Origin of the sequence: Nonomuraea purpurea, from assembly GCF_042650645.1 — a bacterium.
GTDB classification, from domain to species: domain Bacteria; phylum Actinomycetota; class Actinomycetes; order Streptosporangiales; family Streptosporangiaceae; genus Nonomuraea; species Nonomuraea purpurea.
On record NZ_JBHSBI010000031.1, the window covers coordinates 107900 to 125034 of the forward strand.

Here is a 17135-nt window from a genome sequence, read left to right on the forward strand (position 1 = left end):
TGCCGTCCAGTATTGCGCCTACGTTGAGGAAATTCTCCGAGAATGTGGGGGAATTTCGGACTAAATGCCCCATCAGTAACACCGGTCACAGAGGTCCGTCAAGGAAGGGGACTTGATCATGATGTGGGCTCGAAGGTAGACAGATGAAACGCCGCGCGCGTTTGTGCTTTTTCCCGTCCTTTCACGACATTCCGGGAGACATATCCGGCGATTCGCTCCTCAAGTTCGCCCGCCTCAGTGTGCCAGGCGCTCGGACCCATGCCCACCACCTGGGCGATCTCTCCAGGCGTCAACTCCATATCGAACTCGACAGAGCGCCGCCCGACCTCTGTGAAGCCCTCCAGGCTGCGCGCGAGCCTGCGCTCCTTCTCCTCGTCCACCGAGAGCAACCCCAGCTCCTCGACGAGCGGGCTCAGATGCCGGCCCCCAGGGGTGACGACCACCACGGCCCCGCCCGGCCGCAGGATCCTCCTGAACTCGGGCCCGTTCCTGGGCGCGAACACGTCGATCACCACATCGACCACCCCACCCCGGATCGGGAGCGGGCGCCACACGTCGGCCACGAACGCCCCTGCCCTCGGATGAGCCCGCGCCGCCCGGCGAACCGCGTGCTTGGACACATCGAACGCCATCCCGATGCCATCGTCCACTGCGTGGAGCACGGTCGCCAGGTAGTGCCCGGTTCCCGCGCCGGCGTCGACGATCACCGGGGCGGGCCTGCCCGCCGCGCGACGACCCTCGACGAACCTCCGGCCAGGCACGGGACCCCCTGCTGGTCTCGCGCCATGACCGGTCTCCGTTACCGCCCCACGGTACGCCTTCGGCTTCGCGCCGTCATTCGTTTCAGCGGAGGACTCATGTTCTGCCGGAAGGTTCTCGCGCCCAACCAGCTCACCGACGACCTCGGCCAGCGCATCGGCCAACGGGGCATAGTGCCCGGCATCGAGGAACCGGGCCCGCGCGGCCACCATCTCCGCACTGTCGGCACTCCCGGGCGCCTTCGACCCCACCAGCAAACTGACGTAACCCTGCCGAGCGACATCGAACACATGCCCCTGCGCACACCGCAGCACCCGCTCACCCAACGCCACATCACCCCCGCAAACGGGGCACAGCAGATAGTCAACGATGTCGGCCAACATGCGCCCATTCTGGTGCACCACCCTGAGAACGCTCCCCAGGACCCCCGGTACCGGAGAGGGAGGATGGCGGTCCTCACTTCACCACTCAGTCGGCCAAGCGTGCGCGCGTAACGGCGACTGGCCCCGTGCGGGTCAGAGGGCGTATTCCTGGAGGCCACCGGCCATGCGCGGCGGGGGCGGCCTGCTTGGCGCCGCCGTACAGGATGGGGATTTAAGGATCAGCTGGCTTCGAGGAGAAAAGCCGCATTAGAGCGGGTGGAGCGGAGTTTGTCTACGAGGACTTCCAGGGCCTGCTGCTTTTCGAGGGCGGTGAGCATCCGGCGCAGGCGCCACACCACCTGCCGCTCGTCGGCGCGCATCAGGATCTCCTCGCGCCGCGTCCCCGAGGCGTCCAGGTCGACGGCCGGGAAGAGGCGGCGTTCGGCCAGGTCGCGGACGAGGTGCAGCTCCATGTTGCCCGTCCCCTTGAACTCCTCGTACAGGCTGTTGTCCATCCGCGAGCCGGTGTCCACCAGCGCGCTGGCGAGGATGGTGAGCGAGCCGCCCCCCTCGACGTTGCGGGCGGCGCCGAAGAAGCGCTTGGGCGGGTAGAGGGCGCGGGCGTCGATGCCGCCCGTGAGGACGCGCCCGCCGCTGGGCGCCAGGTTGTTGTACGCCCGCCCCAGCCGCGTCAGCGAGTCGAGCAGCAGCACCACGTCCCGCCCCGACTCCACGAGCCGCTTGGCCCGTTCGATGGCCAGTTCGGCGATGGCGGCGTGGTCGCGGTCCGGGTGGTCGAAGGTGGAGGAGAAGATCTCACCCTTGATCGTGGCGCGCATCTCGGTGACCTCCTCGGGCCGCTCGCCCACCAGGACGACCATGAGGTGCACCTCGGGGTGGTTGCGGGTGATTCCGGCGGCCAGCGCCTGCAGCACCATGGTCTTGCCGGCCTTGGGCGGCGCCACGATGAGGCCGCGCTGCCCCTTGCCGATGGGCGCGAACAGGTCCACGACGCGCGTGCTGAGCGACTCGGTCTCAAGGGTGAGCCGCTTGTCCGGGTGGACGGGTGTCAGGTCGGCGAACCTGGGCCGGTCGCGCCAGGCGGACGAGCCGTTGACGGATTCGACGCCGACGAGCTTGTTCCCTGCGAAGGAGGCGACGACCTCGTCTCCGGCCCGCAGGTCGAACTGGCGGACCTTGTCGGGAGGCAGGCGCACGTCGCCGGGTTCGGGCAGGTGACCTGCCCGGATGAACGCGGATTTGTCCCGTACGTCCACGAGGCCCGCGACCTCGCGGATTTCGCGAACGGGCACGTCCGCACGGGTTTCTGGAATGGTTTGCACAGACATGATGAGCCCCTTGGCAAATGCGCCGGTCCACAGGGGAGCCGACGAGCAATGAAAGGAAGCCTGGCCCCTCGACGCGGGGCGGAGCTTTGAATGAAGAGCAGCGGAGCTGAAGCTCAACGCTGATGGCAAGATACCACAGCCTTCGACCCACTAAACGCCTAGCCCTCTTGGGCTATTCCCGGGTCGTTCTCGTGTCTTCCGCGGCAAAGGCGGGGCAGAGGCGCGACAATGTTCTTGCGGCACCGTACTGCGTGGAAAATTACCGCGGGCGGTGTACCGGCGAACACAGAGCTCTCAGCGACGCGGCGTCATCCTGTCAAGCGACATGCAGGATCCCTGCAACTCGGTGAGGGTTCCATAGGACAAAAGTCAGAACTCTTTGGGGAGCATCATGAAGACCGTCAACCGCTGCCCGCGGTGCCACCACGAGCTCGATGAAGGCCCGATCATGTACAGGTGCGCGCACTGCCGCCGCGCCGTCTTCGCCGCCGACCTCGAGAACGAGTTCGTCCCGCGCCACCCGGTCGCAGCCTAGGGATCCAGGGCTCAGGTCCGCAGAAAGCCGCCGCCCGGATCGGGTGACGCGTCGGTCTGCGGCTACCCGTAATCTGATCGGGTGCCGCATCAGTCGATGAACGTGTCCGGCGTCGAGGTGACACCACTCTGCGACGCCGTGGGCCCCATGGGGCCGGCGATCCGCCGTCCGCTCGCCGAGTTGTTTCCCGGTTCAGGGCTCCAGGACGAGCCATGGGTCCTCCACTTCCACTGCTACCTGCTCCGCGACGCGGCAGGCAGGCTGACCCTCGTGGACACCGGCATCGGCGGCGTCGACTCACCGGCGTCCAGTTGGGCGCCCGTCCCCGGCACGCTGGCCGGTGAGCTGGCCGCCGTGGGCGTCGCGCCCGCCGACATCGGCACCGTCGTCCTCACCCACCTGCACAGCGACCACGCCAGTGGCGCGGTGGCGGACGGCGCTCCGGCCTTCGAGAACGCGCGCTACGTCCTCCAGCGGGCCGAACTGGACGCCGCGCAGGGCGAGACCCTCGACGCGTTCGTGACCCCGATCAAGGGGCAGTTGCACGTCGTCGAGGGCCAGGCCGAGATCTCTCCCGGCGTCCACGTGCACTTCGCGCCCGGACACACGCCCGGCCACCAGATCGTCAGGGTCGGCGAGGTCGCCATGACGGGCGACCTCGTCCTGCACCCGGCCCAGCTCGACGACCCGGCCGTCCGTTACGCCTACGACGACGACCAGGAGACGGCCGCGCGCACCAGGGCCGAGGTGCTCGGCGGGCTGCGGGCCGAGCGGGCGATCCTCGCCACGGCCCACTTCAGCGACCCGTTCCTACGCCTCTGAACAGCCGCGGGGGTGAGTTGTTCCCGCATCTCGGGGCGTTTCCCGGGCACCATGGGGTCTCATGAAGATTCGTGTTCTCGTCGGCGTCTCGCTCGGCGCCGTCCTGCTGGTCCCCTCCGCCGCCTCGGCCGCGCCCGCTCCCAAGCTGTCCGGCTCCGCCGTGTACGCAACCGACACCGGCAACCTGCTCAGCCGCTACCAGGGCGGCGAGTGGACCACGCTGGCCAAGGTCGGCACCCTGCCCCAGTACGCCGCCTCGCCGGACGGCAAGAAGGCGGCCTGGGTGACCACGGGCGGCGCCCTGCGGGTCCGGCAGAACGGCAAGACCAGCACGCTCGCGAACGGCCTGCGGGGCGGCACGCCGTGCCTGACCCCGGTCTGGTCGGCCGACTCGACGCAGGTGGCCTACCCGGGCGCGAGCGACTCGATCATGGCGGTCAAGGCCGACGGCAGCGCCGCCCCGCGCCGGCTGGGCGCCTCGAAGGGCGCCTGCCACCTGGCCTGGTCGGCTGACGGTCGCTACGTCGCCGGCTACACGGGTGAGGCCGACGCTCTCTACCGGCTCGACGTCAAGAGCGGCAAGAGCGTCAAGGCCAAGGGCGTCAAGTGGGTCACCCACGTGCAGAGCCTGTCGCCCGACGGCCGCATGGCGGTCGTGGAGTTCCCGCAGAACCCCGACCAGCTCGGCGACGGAAGCTGGCCCAGCCACTTCAAGCCGGTCGTCCTGGACGTGGCCTCGGGCAAGAAGCACACGCCGAAGCTGAACGGCCGGCCGATCGGCGGCTACTACCTGGCCGACGGCCGCCTGGTCATGCGGGTCAGCGGCACTGAGCACAACACGCTGGTCGTGTTCGACGCCCAGGGTAAGGAGATCCAGCGGATCGCGGAGCCCGCCAAGGCCAGGTCGCAGGCGTTGCTGCAGGTTCTGCCATAGTGCCCTGTGTGAGCGATTTCTGGACCACGGTCAACCGGGTGGTCACCGGGGCGGCGGCGTACATCACCGACGAGCGGGGGCGGGTCCTGCTCGTCGATCCCAACTATCGTGACCACTGGTCGTTCCCCGGCGGCATCATCGACGCCGGGGAGCATCCCGCGCAGGCCTGTGCCAGAGAGGTGGCCGAGGAGGTCGGGCTCGTGGTCGAGGTCGGCAGGCTGCTGACGGTGAGCTGGGTGGACGGCCTGCCGAACATCCCCTTTCCACTGGTCAACTTCATGTTCGACTGCGGTGAGGTGTCGTCGGACACGCCGATCACGCTGCAGGCGGAGGAGCTCGACGCCTACGGGTTCTTCACCGTGGAGGAGGCGGAGAAGCTGCTGGCGGGCCACGCCCACCAGCGGCTTCTCGCTTCGGCCGCCGCACGCGACTCCGGCGGCATGACGTACCTGCCGCCCGAGACCCCGGCCGCGTGACCCGCCTACCGCCCGCTCAGGACGGGCTGGTCGGCCAGGAGGGTTGAGGGCAGGGCCACCATCGCGGTCAGGCCGCCGTACGGCGAGGACATGAGGGTGACCTTGATGCCGTGCCTGGCCGCCAGCCGGCCGACCACGAACAGGCCGAGCCGTTCGCTCTGCGCCAGGTCGAACTCCGGCATCTTGGCCAGCCGCTCGTTGAGCTCGTCGAGTTCGGCCCTGGGCAGCCCGAGGCCGCGGTCCTCGATCTCCACCATGAGGCCGTGCTGGGTGGGGGAGCTGCGCACGTCCACCTTGGTCTTGGGCGGGGAGAACAGGGTGGCGTTCTCGATCAGCTCGGCCGTCAGGTGGGCCACGTCGGTGACCACGGAGCCGAGCAGCGCGATCGGCGGCGGCTGGAGCACGTCGACCCGCTCATACTCCTCGACCTCGGCGACCGCGGCGCGCAGCACGTCGAGGATCGGCACCGGGTTGCGCCAGCCTCGGCCCGGCGCCTGCTCCGACAGGATGATGAGGCTTTCCGCGTGTCTGCGCATGCGGGTGGTGAGGTGGTCGAGCTTGAACAGGTCCGCCAGCACCTCCGGCTCTTCCGTGGCCCGCTCCATGCTGTCGAGCTGGAGGAGTTGCCGGTGCAGCAGCGACTGGTTGCGCCTGGCCAGGTTGACGAAGACCTGGCTGACGCCGTGGCGCAGCTTGGCCTGGCCCACGGCGGCGTCGACGGCCGTCGACTGGACGTCGTTGAACGCCTGGACGATGTCGTCCACTTCGGAGGAGTAGGACTCGATCCGCACGGGCGCGATCTCGTCAGGTTTGGGCGCTTCTGGGTTCTTGCGCAGCCGCTCGACCAGCCCGGCCAGCCGCACCTCGGCGAGTTCGGTGGCGGCGTCGCGCAGCGCGGCCAGTTCGCGTACCAGTTGCTTGCGGAAGCGGAGGGAGAGCAGGACGGAGGCGATGACGGCGAGGAGGCCCAGGCCGCCCGCCACGCCGATCTTGACGAGCATGCCGATGGCCGCGGGCATGACCCGCTCGGTGATGCTCTTCACGGCCTCGACCTGGTTGCGTTCGACGGCCCGCCACAGGTTCTGGCCGTCCACGGGCCAGGTGGCCGCGGTCGCGGGCAGGCCGTTGGTGGCCGCCTGCCCCTTGATGGCGTCCTCCGCGGTCAGGAACTCCTGGTAGACGGGTGAGTCGGTCAGGTTGTCGAACGGGCCGCGCAGGTCGCTGTCGAGGTGGGAGAGCGCCTGGGAGTAGAGCAGCCGCCGGGTGGCGACCATGCCGGTGAACGCCTCCCGCTCCCCGGGCTCCACCCGGCCCTTGGCCAGCACGATGGCGATCAGCGCCCGCTCTCTCGACAGCAGGTCCTTGGCCTCGCCGAGCGAGGTCACGGCCTTGGCCTGCCGGTAGAGGGCCATGTCGGGCACCAGGACCATGGCGTCGTACATGCGGAAAGAGGTGTCCACGATCTGGCTGTAGCCGTCGATGACGTCGAGCGGCGCGGCGGTCCCGCCGTCCACCTCGCGGCGCACGTCCACGAGCTGGTCGATCTTGCCGTTCAGCGCGGCGAGCCCGGTGGTCAGCTCGGGCGTCAGGTCGCGCAGGTTCCTGGCCAGGGTGCGGAAGGTCTTCACGGCCTCGTCGGTCTCGCCGCGCCGCTTGGCCATCTTGGCGGCGCCCTTGCCGCTGACCATGAACTCCACGGAGGTCAGCCGCTCTTCCTGGAGCTTGATGTTGACCTGCTCCGACGGATCGGCAAGATTCGTGACCAGATCGTTGATCGCGAGCAGGCGGGCGCCATCGCCGCCGGTCAGGCCCGCCGCGAACGCCCACAGCCCGACCAGGGACAGCAGGGGGACGAGCAGGAGGACGAGGAGTTTCACTGCGATGGGACGGCCACGCTTGGGGGGCATGCGACCTCCGGGTGCATGATGAGATCGCCTCGCAGATTACACCCCCCTTTGGAAGGATTTCTGTGCGTCTTCCGCGTTCTTTCTCCGGCTGGACCATCGCGGTCTTCGGATTCCTCGCTTTCGCGCTCGGCCTGCTCGGGCTGATCTCGCCCGGGACGTTGCTGGCCATGCTCGGTTTCGAGGTGCTCGACGTGCGGCCCGCCGGTGACTACACGCTGGTCTATATGGCCGCCTCATCGATGGCGGCGGTGAACATGGGTGTCTATTACGTCTTCGCCGCGTCGGCGAACTACACGCCGTTCTTCCGCTGGACGGTGCCGTTCAGGCTCGTGACGTTCGTCGTGTTCAGCTCGCTCGTGCTGACCGGGGCGGCGCCCGCCGAGTTCTTCGGCGTCGGGCTCTGGGAGGGTCTGGGGGCGCTGATCACCGGCTTCGCGCTCTGGCGGGAGGGCAACCTGCTGCCGTCCCGCCAGAGCGTGCAGACAGGCTGACTTACGGCCCGGTGTCGTCGGAGCCGCGGGCGACGAGGCGGTCGCCGGGCGCGTGCTCGCGTTCCAGCTTCCGTTCCAGGTCGCGCTTCTCGCCCTCCAGCCTGGCCATCCGGCTGGAGGCCTCGGCCCTGGCGGTCCGCCTGCGGTGACGGCGTCTGGCACCCCTGCGCGAACCCGAGCCGACCAGCCAGAGACCCAGCAGCAGGGCGGCGGCCGTGACCGCGCCCGCGAGGAACATCTCCACGTGGTTCAGCTCGAAGGTGTAACCGAACAGGATGTACCGGGCGCTGTCCTCGGTGGCGACCAGGGCTACGGCGCCGCCGGCGAGCAGGACCAGGATCACACCTAAAAGGATCATCCAACTCACCCCTTGTCGATCAGAGCGCCTGTCCACTGCCCGGAGATCGACGGGGTATGCGCGAGAAGTCAGGCTTCGATGAGCGCGAGGAGTTCGTCCGCCGACATCGAGCCGGGCGGGCGCCTGCCGGCGGCGGACCGGTTCGCCTCGCGGCGCAGGACCTCGTTGACGGGGGTGGGCACGCCGTGCAGGCGGCCGAGCAGGACGATCTCGCCGTTGAGGTAGTCGGCCTCGATCGAGCCGCTGCCCCTGGCCAGGCTCTGCCACGACGAACCGCCGCCGCGTGCGACGCCGTCGATGGGACGGATGTCGACGTTGTGGCCGCGCCGGGCGAGTTCTTCCTCGGTGGTGGAGTAGGCGATGCCCGCCGTGTCCAGCACGGTCCTGGCCTCGGCCCTGGCCCGCTCGGCGATCTCGGCGCCGGTCCCTCGGCCGAGGAGGGCTTCGACGGCGTTGCCCAGGTTGCCGAGCAGCTTGCCGTGCTTCCAGCGCATCACGTCGGGCGTGGCTCGTCCGACGAGGCCGCGCTTGCCGAGGTCGTCGGCGATTCGCTGGGCGAGTTCGTCCACACCCTGTGGATAACGGCCGACGTGCAGCATGCCGGAGTAGGGGTGGCCGTGGGCGGCGACGACGCCGGGCTCAAGATGCTGGGCGGGCAGCCACACGCACATGCCGTAAACACGCTCGAAGCGCCGCAGGACGGTCCGCTCGTTGTCCACGCCGTTCTGGGCACAGACCACAGGCAGATCGGACGGCCACGGGGCCAGCGCGGCGATCGTGTCCTGTGACTTGGTGGCCAGGACGAGGACGTCGTCGTCGCGCGTGGGCACGGGGCCGTCCGCTGCGGGGATGTCGAGCGTCTCGGACGATTCTGGAGTGATCAGGCGCAGGCCGTCGCGCTTCAGTGCCTCGTAGTGGGCCCCCCGCGCGACCAGGACGACCTCGTGCCCGCCTTGAAACAGGCGGGCGCCGATCGTTCCGCCGACTGCTCCTGCTCCGATCACGATGTAGCGCATTGTCAGAGGATGTCAGCTTCTATTTGGCGAGCGCCACCTGGGTCTGCGGTGTCATGGCGGTGCCGCGTGCGCGCTCCCGCATGATCGTCTTGAGCACCCGCCAGCCGTCACGCACCGCGTGCAGGTTGCTCGCGCCGTGGATGCGGGAGCGCTCGTGGCTGGGGACCTCGCGGATGATGAGGCCGGCCTGGGCGGCGCGGACGTTCATCAGGGTCTCGATCTCGAAGCCGTCGCAGTCGAGGGCGAGGGCTTCGAGGTGGTGGGCCCAGAAGGCGTTGTAGCCGTAGCAGAGGTCGGTGTAGCGGGTGCGGTAGAGCAGGTTGGTCAGCCCGGTGAGGAACTTGTTGCCGAGCGAGCGCACCGGGCTGAGGTCGTCGGAGCCGCCGCCGGGGGCGTACCTGGAGCCCTTGGCGAAGTCGGCGCCGTTGACGAGCGTGCTGACGAAGGAGCGGATTTCTCTGCCGTCGGTCGAGCCGTCGGCGTCGATCATGACGATGATGTCGCCCCGGGCGGCCGCGAAGCCCTCGATGAGGGCGTTGCCCTTACCGCGCCGGGTCTGCACGACGACCCGGAGGTCGGGGCGCAGCCTGCGCGCTACGGCGACGGTGTCGTCGGTCGAGTTGCCATCGACCAGGATCACCTCGTCGATCCAGTCGGGCAGCGTGGCGAAAACGTGGGGGAGATTCTCGGCCTCGTTCATCGCGGGAACGATGACACTGACGCTGGCGGCGAAAGGCTGCTTGTTCATGAGTTAAAGGTCCTCCTTCACACATGCAACCGACTTGACAGCGCCTTGCATTGATCGAATTTACCGAAGATCTCCGGCTATTTTCGACTCTTCGGCCCGAAAAATGATCTCGTCCACGGTTTCTTGAGCGTTTTGTCGGGAGGTGTCCAGCCAAAGTCCGATGCGTGGGGTTTCCTCCCGGAGGGCCTTGTCCAGCTGGGCAATCGTCCATCCGTTGTCATATCCGATCTTCGCGCGGGCTCGTTCGCGGCGTTCCACTTCGGCCGGATCGGGGACGAGAACGATCACGTGAAGCGGGCGCGTACGTATCATTTCCGTAAACCGTTCCAAGTCCCTCCCGACAATGACGTCCTGAACTATTGGTATAAATCCGGCATCGTAATATTGATCCGCCGTTTTCGCGGCGATTCGGTAACGCAGGTGAAGCTGGCGGACGGCCTCGCCGGACTGCTCGGGCGTCATGTCGGCGCGCCCGCCCACCACCATTCGTCTGAACACGTCACCCCGGATGTGGGCGGAGCGCGGCAACCGCTCCGCCAGGGCCTGGGCCACGGTCGACTTGCCCGCGGCCGAGATGCCGGTGAGCAGGACGGCGCCGTTCACGAGCCGATGAGCTTGCGCACCCGGTCGGCGCCCACGGCCAGCAGCAGGGTGGGCAGCCTGGGGCCGGTGTCGCGGCCGACGAGCAGCCGGTAGAGCAGCGCGAAGAAGGCCCGCTGCGCCGCCTTCAGCTCCGGCGTCGCCTTGACGTCGGCCGGCAGCCCCGCCTGGAGCTTCGGGACGCCGTACACGAGCGTGGTCAGGCCGTCGAGCGACCAGTCGTCGAGGCCGTCGGCCAGCAGCCGCAGCGACTCGCGCTCGTCGTGGCCGAGCGAGTCGAGCAGGTCCTGGTCGGGCGTCTCGCGTACGCGCGTGCGCTGGTCGGCGGGCACGTGCTCGTCGATCCAGCGCTGCGCCCTGTCCAGCCGGGGCCTGGTCTCGTCGAGGTCGGTCACGCCGTCGACGTCGCGCAGGATGCGCAGGGTCTGGTCGGCGTCGCCCGTCGTGATGTCGGCGACGGAGGCCAGCGTGCGGTAGGGGATGGGATGCGGGGTGGCGGGCAGCGGACCGGCCGCCGTGCCCACGGCCCTGGTGTAGGCGGCCTGCTCGGCGGGCTGGGCCTGGCCGGAGGCGACCTTGCGGCCCAGGGCGTCCCACTCGTCGTAGAGGCGCTGGATCTCCTGGTCGAAGGCGATCTTGAAGGACTGGGAGGGCTTGCGGCGGGCGTACAGCCAGCGCAGCACCGGCGCCTCCATGATCTGCAGCGCGTCGGCCGCGGTCGGCACGTCGCCCTTGGAGCTGCTCATCTTGGCCATGCCGGTGATGCCGACGAAGGCGTACATGGGGCCGATCGGCTGCTCGCCGCCGAACACCTCGCCCACGATCTGCCGGCCTGCGATCCACGCCGAGCCGGGCGAGTGGTGGTCGACCCCGGACGGCTCGAAGATCACGCCCTCGTACGCCCAGCGCATCGGCCAGTCGACCTTCCACACCAGCTTGCCGCGGTCGTGCTCGGCCAGCCGGACGGTCTCGCCGAAGCCGCACTCGCAGGTGTAGGCCAGCTCGGTGGTCTCGTCGTCGTAGGCGGTGACCGTCGTCAGGTCGCGACCGCACAGGTCGCAGTACGGCCGGTACGGGAAGTACTCCTCCACCTGCGCGGAGCGGTACTGCGACAGCACGCCGTCGATCGCGGCCCGCTCGCGCACGGCCAGCAGGATCCGCTCGCGGTAGACCCCCGAGGTGTACTGCTCGGTCTGGCTGATGCCTCGGTAGTCGACGCCCAGCTCCTCCAGGGCCGCGATCATCGGCGCCTTGAAGTGCTCGGCCCAGTTGGCGTGCGTGCTCCCGGGAGGCGCCGGCACCGAGGTCAGCGGCTTGCCGATGTGCTCGGCCCAGGACGGGTCGACGCCCGCGGGCACTCTGCGGAAGCGGTCGTAGTCGTCCCACGACAGCAGGTGCACGCACTCCAGCCCGCGCCGCCGGATCTCGTCGGCGACCAGGTGAGGCGTCATCACCTCACGGAGGTTGCCCAGATGGATCGGCCCCGACGGGCTCAGCCCCGACGCGCAGACGATCGCTTTGCCCGGAGCGCGTCTCTCCGCCTCGGAGATCACCTCGTCCGCGAACCTCGAGACCCAGTCGGTCTCGGCACTGTCAGCCATCGCGCCATTCTTGCGGTTCCGCCGGATTCAGGCCAACGCAATGCGACACGATGAATCGATCACGCTACTCCTGCCAGAGCCTGGCGGAGACCTCGTCATGCTTGGGCCGGAAGGCGACGCGGAAGTCCTTGCCGCATTCGAGGTCGTCCAGCGCCGCCTTGACCTCCTGGTCCAGGAACTGCCGCTGCTCGGCGGGTGTCAGGCGCGAGGGCAGGTAGCCCTGCCCGTTCTCCGGGTCGTAGGCCGGGATGTCAGGGTTCTCCTTGCGCGCCAGCTCGTGCAGGCGCCGCCCGAACGTCATCCGTCCCCACTCCTCCATGTCCATCGGACTGATGGAGGTGATCTGGTGGCCCTTGGCCCGCATGCAGTCGGCCATGGCGGTGGCGAGCCGGACGAGCTCGGGGTCGCCGTCGAGCTCGCGCCTGAGCGTGCGGCTGACCGCGACGTTGCGCTTGAGGTTCCAGTCGTCGGCGGAGGTGACGGTCTCGCCGGTGACCTGCTTGATCGCCTGGGCCTCACAGGCGTCGGATGTCTTGGCGTAGGTCTTCTGCTGGGCGGGCGACAGGTCCTGCCTGATCGCGTAGTTGGGATTCTCCGGCATCTCGGCCCGGCCGCCGCCCGGGTCGCGGTGGACGAGGATGGAGCTTACGCCGAAGCCGTACTTGGCGCGGTGGGCACGCAGCGTCTCGTAGTCGCCGGCGGCGCGCTTTCGATCGTCCTGTGTTCCCGTGGTCTCCGGGCGGACGAAGGGGACGTACCTGAAGCCCTTGCTCTTCATGCAGTCCGCCTTGATCGACTCGATCCGCTGCGCTTCACCCCGCGCGCCCGGTGTGGAGGCGGGTGAGGGGTCGGGCCGGGCGGCGGGTTCGCCGCCGCAGCCGGCGAGCGTGACAAGAGCGGCCATGGCCAGGAATGATCTCGTGGGCATGACCAGGTACCATACTTCGTTAAACGAAGTACGGCAATCGGTTCTCAGGACAGGGTGGCGGCGTGGGGGTCCCAGCCTTCGGGGAGCGGCTCGGGGGCGGAGACGCTGGTGGTGACGGGACGGAACTCGGCGCGCTCGCCCGACTCCGCGATGGCGGACATCAGTTCGAGCACGTGGCCGGCCAGCTCGCCGGATGCGCGGTGCGGCGTGCCCGCGCGCAGCGACCTGGCCAGGTCCAGCACGCCGATGCCGCGTCCCGCCGTGGTGCCCGACAGCGGGAGTTCGCGCCAGTCGGCGTCGTGCGGCCCCCGGGCCAGCAGCGGGCCTTCGAAGGTGTTGGGGTCGGGCAGGGACAGGGCGCCCTCGGAGCCGATGATCTCGATCATGCGGCGGTTGACGGCCGAGTCGAAGCTGAACGTGGCCGCCGCCGTGGCCGAGCCGGGGAAGTCCAGCAGGGCGTTGACGTGGGTGGGGACGTCCACGGGGAAGACGGTGCCCTGTTTGGGGCCCGAGCCGACGACGCGCTGCGCGCGTGCCCTGCGCGTGCCCGCCGCCACCCGGGCGACGGGCCCGAGCAGCGACACCAGGGCGGTCAGGTAGTAGGGCCCCAGGTCGAACAGCGGGCCGCCGCCCGGCTGGTAGAAGAACTCGGGGCTGGGATGCCACGATTCCGGGCCGAGACTCTGGGTGGCCGCCGTGACCGCGACGGGCTCGCCGATGAGGCCGGAGCGCAGGGCGTGCAGCGCCGACTGCAGCCCGGCCCCGAGGAAGGTGTCGGGGGCGCCGCCGACCCGCAGGCCGTGCTCCTCGGCCTGCGCCATGACCTTCGCCGCCTCGTCCATGTTCATGGCCAGGGGCTTTTCGCCGTACACGTGCTTGCCCGCGCGCAGGCACTCCAGCGCGACGGCCGCGTGCGCGGACGGGACGGTGAGGTTGACGACGATCTCGACCTCGGGCACGGCCAGGACCGCGGCGAGGTCGCCCGAGACGGGCACGTCGTGCTCGCGCGCCACCTCGGCGGCCCGTTCGGTGTCGAGGTCCGCCAGCCCGAGCACGCGCACGTCGGGGAAGGCGGAGAGGTTGCGGAGGTACTGGCCACTGATCACTCCGGCGCCGACCAGGGCGACGCCGACGGGGCCGTTGCTCAAGAGCTCTCCAAGGAGGTGAGGTAGGCGTGACTGTCCGCGAGCGCGGCGAAGACGTCGCCGGCGCACTCGTCGAGCTCGACGACGCGCCAGGCGCCGGGGGCGGCGGCCAGGATGGCGGGCACGGGCATGATGCCCTGGCCGACTGCCGTGTGCGGCTCCCCCTTGACGACCGGCCCGTCCTTGACGTGCAGCGTCAGCACGCGCTCGCCGAGACGGCCCAGCAGGGCGGGCACGTCGGCGCCGCCCACGGCCGCCCAGTAGGTGTCGATCTGCAGGAACACCTCGGGGGCCAGCAGGTCGGCCAGCGCCTCCAGGGCGTGCCGGCCGTCCACCCGCGGCTCGAGCTCCCACCAGTGGTTGTGGTAGCCGATCCGCATCCCGTGCCCTGCGGCCTGCTCGGCCAGGCCGTTCAGCAGGTCGGCGGCGCGCGCGAGGCCGTCGCGGGTGGTGAACTCCTCCTGCGCGATGCCGGCGGGGACGATCACCAGGTCGGTGCCGAGCGTGGCCGCCGCGTCGAAGACCTCGGCGGGCTCCATCCGCAGCAGCGCGGAGGCGTGCGTGCTCGACACGCTCAGCCCCAGGTCGTCCACGACCTGGCGGAAGCCCTTGGGGTCGGTGGTCGGGTCGAACGGCTCCACGGCCCGGTATCCGCTCTCGGCGATCCTGCGCAGCACGGCGTCGCGGCCGTCTGCCAGGGCCTGCCTGACGGTGTAGAGCTGGACGCTGATGGGCCGGGTCATCCGCGCACCCCCATGAGGTGTTCGAGGGCGAGCTGGTTGAGCCGGGTGAAGTGGAAGCCGCGCAGGGCCGCCTCCTCCGGGTCGAAGTCGTCCTTGGCCAGGTCCTGCCAGGTCTCACCGGCGGCGAGCGTGGGCTGGGCGAGCTCGTCCACGCGGGAGGCGCGCAGGGCGTCCTGAACCTCGGGGTCGGCGCGGAAGGCGCGCGCCTTCTCCTTCAGGATGAGGTACGTGCGCATGTTGGCCGCCGCGGAGTCCCACACGTCCTGCGGGTCCTCGGTGCGCAGCGGCTTGTAGTCGAAGTGGCGCGGGCCGTCGTAGCCGCCGTTCTCCAGCAGGTCCACCAGGAAGAAGGCGCTCTTGAGGTCGCCGTGGCCGAAGATCAGGTCCTGGTCGTACTTCGGGCCGTGCTGGCCGTTGAGGTCGATGTGGAAGAGCTTGCCGTGCCACAGGGCCTGGGCGATGCCGTGCACGAAGTTGAGCCCGGCCATCTGCTCGTGGCCGACCTCGGGGTTGAGTCCCACCATCTCCGGGTGTTCGAGCTCGTTGATGAGCGCGAGGGCGTGGCCGATGGTCGGCAGCAGGATGTCGCCGCGCGGCTCGTTCGGCTTGGGCTCGATCGCGAAGCGCAGGTCGTAGCCGCGCTCCCGGACGTAGGAGCAGAGCAGGTCGAGGCCCTCCTTGTAGCGGGCGAGCGCCGCCTTGACGTCCTTGGCCGCGTCCGACTCGGCGCCTTCGCGGCCGCCCCAGCAGACGTAGGTCCTGGCGCCCAGGGAGGCGGCCAGGTCGATGTTCCTGATCACCTTGCGCAGCGCGTAGCGGCGCACGTCGCGGTCGTTGCTGGTGAACGCGCCGTCCTTGAAGACCGGGTGGGTGAACAGGTTCGTGGTGGCCATCGGGACCTTCATGCCGGTCTCGTCCAGGGCCTTCCTGAACGCGGCGATGGCCTTGTCCCTGTCGGGCTCGACGGCGAGCAGGTCGTCGTCGTGGAAGGTGACGCCGTGCGCGCCGAGCTCGGACAGCCGGTGCACGGACTCGACCGGGTCGAGCGGCGGTCGTGAGGCGTCGCCGAACGGGTCGCGGGCCTGCCAGCCGACCGTCCAGAGTCCGAAGGTGAAACGGTCGTCAGGTGTCGGGGCGAAGGTGGACATCTAGCTGCGCTCCTTATGATTAGTCCATAATCTGTACATAATCCTGAGGAGGTGGGCATGGGGTCGTCAAGAGGGGTGCGGCATGATTCCATGCGGGCCCGAAACCTGGCCGTAGTGCTGGGGACACTGCACCGATCAGGACCTCACACCCGCGCCGCGCTCGCCGAGCTGACCGGCCTGACCAAGACCACCGTGTCCAGCCTGATCGCCGACCTGCTGGAGGCGGGGGTGGTGAGCGAGAGCGGGGCCGTGCGGGCCGGCGAGCGGGGACGGCCGGGGGTGGCGGTCGGCCTGAGCGGGCAGCGGGTGGCCACGCTGGGGCTGGAGATCAACATCGACTACCTGGCGGCGTGCGTCGTCGACGTCACCCGCACGGTACGGCTGCGGCGCACCCGCCCCGCCGACAACCGCAACTCCAACCCCGCCGACATCCTGCAAGGGATGCGCGACCTGGTGAAGGAGACCACGGCGGAGGCCGAGGAGTCCGGGCTGCGGATCGTCGGCGCCGCACTGGCCGTGCCGGGCACGGTCGAGGGCGGGGTGCTGCGCAGCGCGCCCCATCTGGGCTGGCGGGACGTGCGCGTGGCCGACCTGTTCGACCTGCCCTTCGCCATCGACAACGAGGCGAACCTGGCGGCGCTCGGCGAACTCTGGTTCGGCTCGCGGGCCACGGACTTCCTGTACGTCTCCGGCGAGATCGGCGTCGGAGCCGGCCTCGTCGTGGACGGGGCCCTGTTCAGGGGCACGTTCGGCCTGGCGGGCGAGCTCGGCCACGTCGTCGTCGTGCCGGACGGGCCCGCGTGCCGATGCGGCGGGCGGGGCTGCCTGGAGGTGTACGCGGGACAGGACGCCCTGCTGAACGGTCTCGACTCGGTGAGCTCGCTGGTGGAACGCCTGAAGTCGGGCGACCCCGAGGCGTCGGCGGCCTGCCAGCGGGCCGGGCACGCGCTCGGCGTGGCCCTCACCTCGGCCGTCCACCTGCTGGACCCCGGCGAAATCGTGCTCGGCGGGATCTTCGCCCCGCTCTTTCCCTGGCTCGAAGCGCCGGTCGGGGCGGGGCTGACCGCCCGGCTGGGCCAGATGCGCGCCACCCCGCCCGCGCTCGTCGTCTCGGAGATCGGCGCGGACGCGGCCGTGCTCGGCGCGGCCGGTCTGATCATCCAGCGCGTCATCGCCGACCCGGCCCAGACGCTCGGGCTGTAGCGGACGGTCC

Annotated in this window: 18 protein-coding genes; 6 read left to right on the forward strand and 12 right to left on the reverse strand. The window is 69.7% G+C overall.

The window, feature by feature from the left end; translation table 11 throughout:
* Window positions 1-116: 116 nt before the first annotated feature.
* Complete coding sequence (locus ACFOY2_RS42720; protein ID WP_379533846.1) at window positions 117-1142, reverse strand: putative RNA methyltransferase; 1026 nt, start codon at window positions 1140-1142, stop codon at window positions 117-119.
* Between the two features lie 218 nt (window positions 1143-1360).
* On the reverse strand, window positions 1361-2470 hold the full coding sequence (gene rho / locus ACFOY2_RS42725; protein ID WP_379533847.1) for a transcription termination factor Rho: 1110 nt from the start codon (window positions 2468-2470) through the stop codon (window positions 1361-1363).
* 391 nt (window positions 2471-2861) lie between these two features.
* Between rho and ACFOY2_RS42730 the strand changes: the two genes are divergently transcribed.
* The 4 genes from ACFOY2_RS42730 to ACFOY2_RS42745 all read left to right on the forward strand — a co-directional run bounded on the left by ACFOY2_RS42730 (window position 2862) and on the right by ACFOY2_RS42745 (window position 5237).
* On the forward strand, window positions 2862-3005 hold the full coding sequence (locus ACFOY2_RS42730; RefSeq protein WP_379533848.1) for a hypothetical protein: 144 nt from the start codon (window positions 2862-2864) through the stop codon (window positions 3003-3005).
* A gap of 81 nt (window positions 3006-3086) precedes the next feature.
* Window positions 3087-3827 carry an MBL fold metallo-hydrolase gene (locus tag ACFOY2_RS42735; RefSeq protein ID WP_379533849.1) on the forward strand — a complete coding sequence of 247 codons (741 nt, stop codon included), beginning with the start codon at window positions 3087-3089 and terminating at the stop codon, window positions 3825-3827.
* Between the two features lie 61 nt (window positions 3828-3888).
* Window positions 3889-4761, forward strand: coding sequence for a hypothetical protein (locus tag ACFOY2_RS42740; RefSeq protein ID WP_379533850.1), 873 nt, complete (start codon window positions 3889-3891; stop codon window positions 4759-4761).
* Between the two features lie 8 nt (window positions 4762-4769).
* Complete coding sequence (locus ACFOY2_RS42745) at window positions 4770-5237, forward strand: NUDIX domain-containing protein (RefSeq protein ID WP_379533851.1); 468 nt, start codon at window positions 4770-4772, stop codon at window positions 5235-5237.
* A 5-nt stretch (window positions 5238-5242) separates the two neighbouring features.
* Here the strand turns inward: ACFOY2_RS42745 and ACFOY2_RS42750 are convergent, their stop codons facing one another.
* A complete protein-coding gene (locus ACFOY2_RS42750) occupies window positions 5243-7144 on the reverse strand; it encodes a sensor histidine kinase (protein ID WP_379533852.1) in 1902 nt (633 codons plus the stop codon).
* 62 nt (window positions 7145-7206) lie between these two features.
* Here ACFOY2_RS42750 and ACFOY2_RS42755 point away from each other — a divergent pair, with 62 nt between their 5' ends.
* Window positions 7207-7635 (forward strand): hypothetical protein, encoded by a 429-nt coding sequence (locus tag ACFOY2_RS42755; RefSeq protein WP_379533853.1) that lies wholly within the window; start codon window positions 7207-7209, stop codon window positions 7633-7635.
* Between the two features lies 1 nt (window position 7636).
* On the opposite strand, the gene ACFOY2_RS42760 is transcribed toward ACFOY2_RS42755, so the two are convergent.
* From ACFOY2_RS42760 to xylA, 9 genes are all read right to left on the reverse strand, one after another.
* On the reverse strand, window positions 7637-7993 hold the full coding sequence (locus ACFOY2_RS42760) for a hypothetical protein (protein WP_379533854.1): 357 nt from the start codon (window positions 7991-7993) through the stop codon (window positions 7637-7639).
* 68 nt (window positions 7994-8061) lie between these two features.
* Window positions 8062-9009: a ketopantoate reductase family protein gene (locus ACFOY2_RS42765; protein ID WP_379533855.1), complete on the reverse strand. Its 948-nt coding sequence runs from the start codon at window positions 9007-9009 to the stop codon at window positions 8062-8064.
* A gap of 19 nt (window positions 9010-9028) precedes the next feature.
* On the reverse strand, window positions 9029-9757 hold the full coding sequence (locus ACFOY2_RS42770; protein WP_379533856.1) for a glycosyltransferase family 2 protein: 729 nt from the start codon (window positions 9755-9757) through the stop codon (window positions 9029-9031).
* Window positions 9758-9817: 60 nt separating this feature from the next.
* Window positions 9818-10360 carry an AAA family ATPase gene (locus ACFOY2_RS42775; protein ID WP_379533857.1) on the reverse strand — a complete coding sequence of 181 codons (543 nt, stop codon included), beginning with the start codon at window positions 10358-10360 and terminating at the stop codon, window positions 9818-9820.
* Window positions 10357-11958, reverse strand: a complete 1602-nt coding sequence (gene lysS / locus ACFOY2_RS42780; RefSeq protein ID WP_379533858.1) for a lysine--tRNA ligase — start codon at window positions 11956-11958, stop codon at window positions 10357-10359. The genes ACFOY2_RS42775 and lysS overlap by 4 nt, the downstream gene beginning before the upstream one ends.
* A 64-nt stretch (window positions 11959-12022) precedes the next feature.
* The gene (locus tag ACFOY2_RS42785) at window positions 12023-12886 is read right to left on the reverse strand and encodes a hypothetical protein (protein ID WP_379533859.1); all 864 of its coding nucleotides are present in this window, start codon (window positions 12884-12886) and stop codon (window positions 12023-12025) included.
* A 44-nt stretch (window positions 12887-12930) separates the two neighbouring features.
* Window positions 12931-14034: a Gfo/Idh/MocA family protein gene (locus ACFOY2_RS42790; RefSeq protein ID WP_379533860.1), complete on the reverse strand. Its 1104-nt coding sequence runs from the start codon at window positions 14032-14034 to the stop codon at window positions 12931-12933.
* Entirely contained in the window at window positions 14031-14774 is a 744-nt protein-coding gene (locus ACFOY2_RS42795) for a sugar phosphate isomerase/epimerase family protein (protein WP_379533861.1), read from the reverse strand. Before ACFOY2_RS42795 ends, ACFOY2_RS42790 begins: the two co-directional genes overlap by 4 nt.
* Window positions 14771-15922 (reverse strand): xylose isomerase, encoded by a 1152-nt coding sequence (gene xylA, locus ACFOY2_RS42800; protein ID WP_379533862.1) that lies wholly within the window; start codon window positions 15920-15922, stop codon window positions 14771-14773. The genes ACFOY2_RS42795 and xylA overlap by 4 nt, the downstream gene beginning before the upstream one ends.
* Window positions 15923-15979: 57 nt before the next feature.
* On the opposite strand from xylA, the gene ACFOY2_RS42805 reads away from it, so the two are divergent.
* Window positions 15980-17125 (forward strand): ROK family transcriptional regulator, encoded by a 1146-nt coding sequence (locus tag ACFOY2_RS42805; RefSeq protein ID WP_379533863.1) that lies wholly within the window; start codon window positions 15980-15982, stop codon window positions 17123-17125.
* Window positions 17126-17135: the final 10 nt, after the last annotated feature.

Excerpts from the sequence above, each read along its gene's own strand:
- ACFOY2_RS42720 (WP_379533846.1), bottom strand. The coding sequence starts at position 1,142 with ATGTTGGCCGACATCGTTGACTATCTGCTGTGCCCCGTTTGCGGGGGT.
- rho (WP_379533847.1), bottom strand. The coding sequence starts at position 2,470 with ATGTCTGTGCAAACCATTCCAGAAACCCGTGCGGACGTGCCCGTTCGC.
- ACFOY2_RS42730 (WP_379533848.1), top strand. The coding sequence starts at position 2,862 with ATGAAGACCGTCAACCGCTGCCCGCGGTGCCACCACGAGCTCGATGAA.
- ACFOY2_RS42740 (WP_379533850.1), top strand. The coding sequence starts at position 3,889 with ATGAAGATTCGTGTTCTCGTCGGCGTCTCGCTCGGCGCCGTCCTGCTG.
- ACFOY2_RS42750 (WP_379533852.1), bottom strand. The coding sequence starts at position 7,144 with ATGCCCCCCAAGCGTGGCCGTCCCATCGCAGTGAAACTCCTCGTCCTC.
- ACFOY2_RS42760 (WP_379533854.1), bottom strand. The coding sequence starts at position 7,993 with ATGATCCTTTTAGGTGTGATCCTGGTCCTGCTCGCCGGCGGCGCCGTA.
- ACFOY2_RS42765 (WP_379533855.1), bottom strand. The coding sequence starts at position 9,009 with ATGCGCTACATCGTGATCGGAGCAGGAGCAGTCGGCGGAACGATCGGC.
- ACFOY2_RS42770 (WP_379533856.1), bottom strand. The coding sequence starts at position 9,757 with ATGAACAAGCAGCCTTTCGCCGCCAGCGTCAGTGTCATCGTTCCCGCG.
- lysS (WP_379533858.1), bottom strand. The coding sequence starts at position 11,958 with ATGGCTGACAGTGCCGAGACCGACTGGGTCTCGAGGTTCGCGGACGAG.
- ACFOY2_RS42785 (WP_379533859.1), bottom strand. The coding sequence starts at position 12,886 with ATGCCCACGAGATCATTCCTGGCCATGGCCGCTCTTGTCACGCTCGCC.
- ACFOY2_RS42795 (WP_379533861.1), bottom strand. The coding sequence starts at position 14,774 with ATGACCCGGCCCATCAGCGTCCAGCTCTACACCGTCAGGCAGGCCCTG.
- xylA (WP_379533862.1), bottom strand. The coding sequence starts at position 15,922 with ATGTCCACCTTCGCCCCGACACCTGACGACCGTTTCACCTTCGGACTC.
- ACFOY2_RS42805 (WP_379533863.1), top strand. The coding sequence starts at position 15,980 with ATGGGGTCGTCAAGAGGGGTGCGGCATGATTCCATGCGGGCCCGAAAC.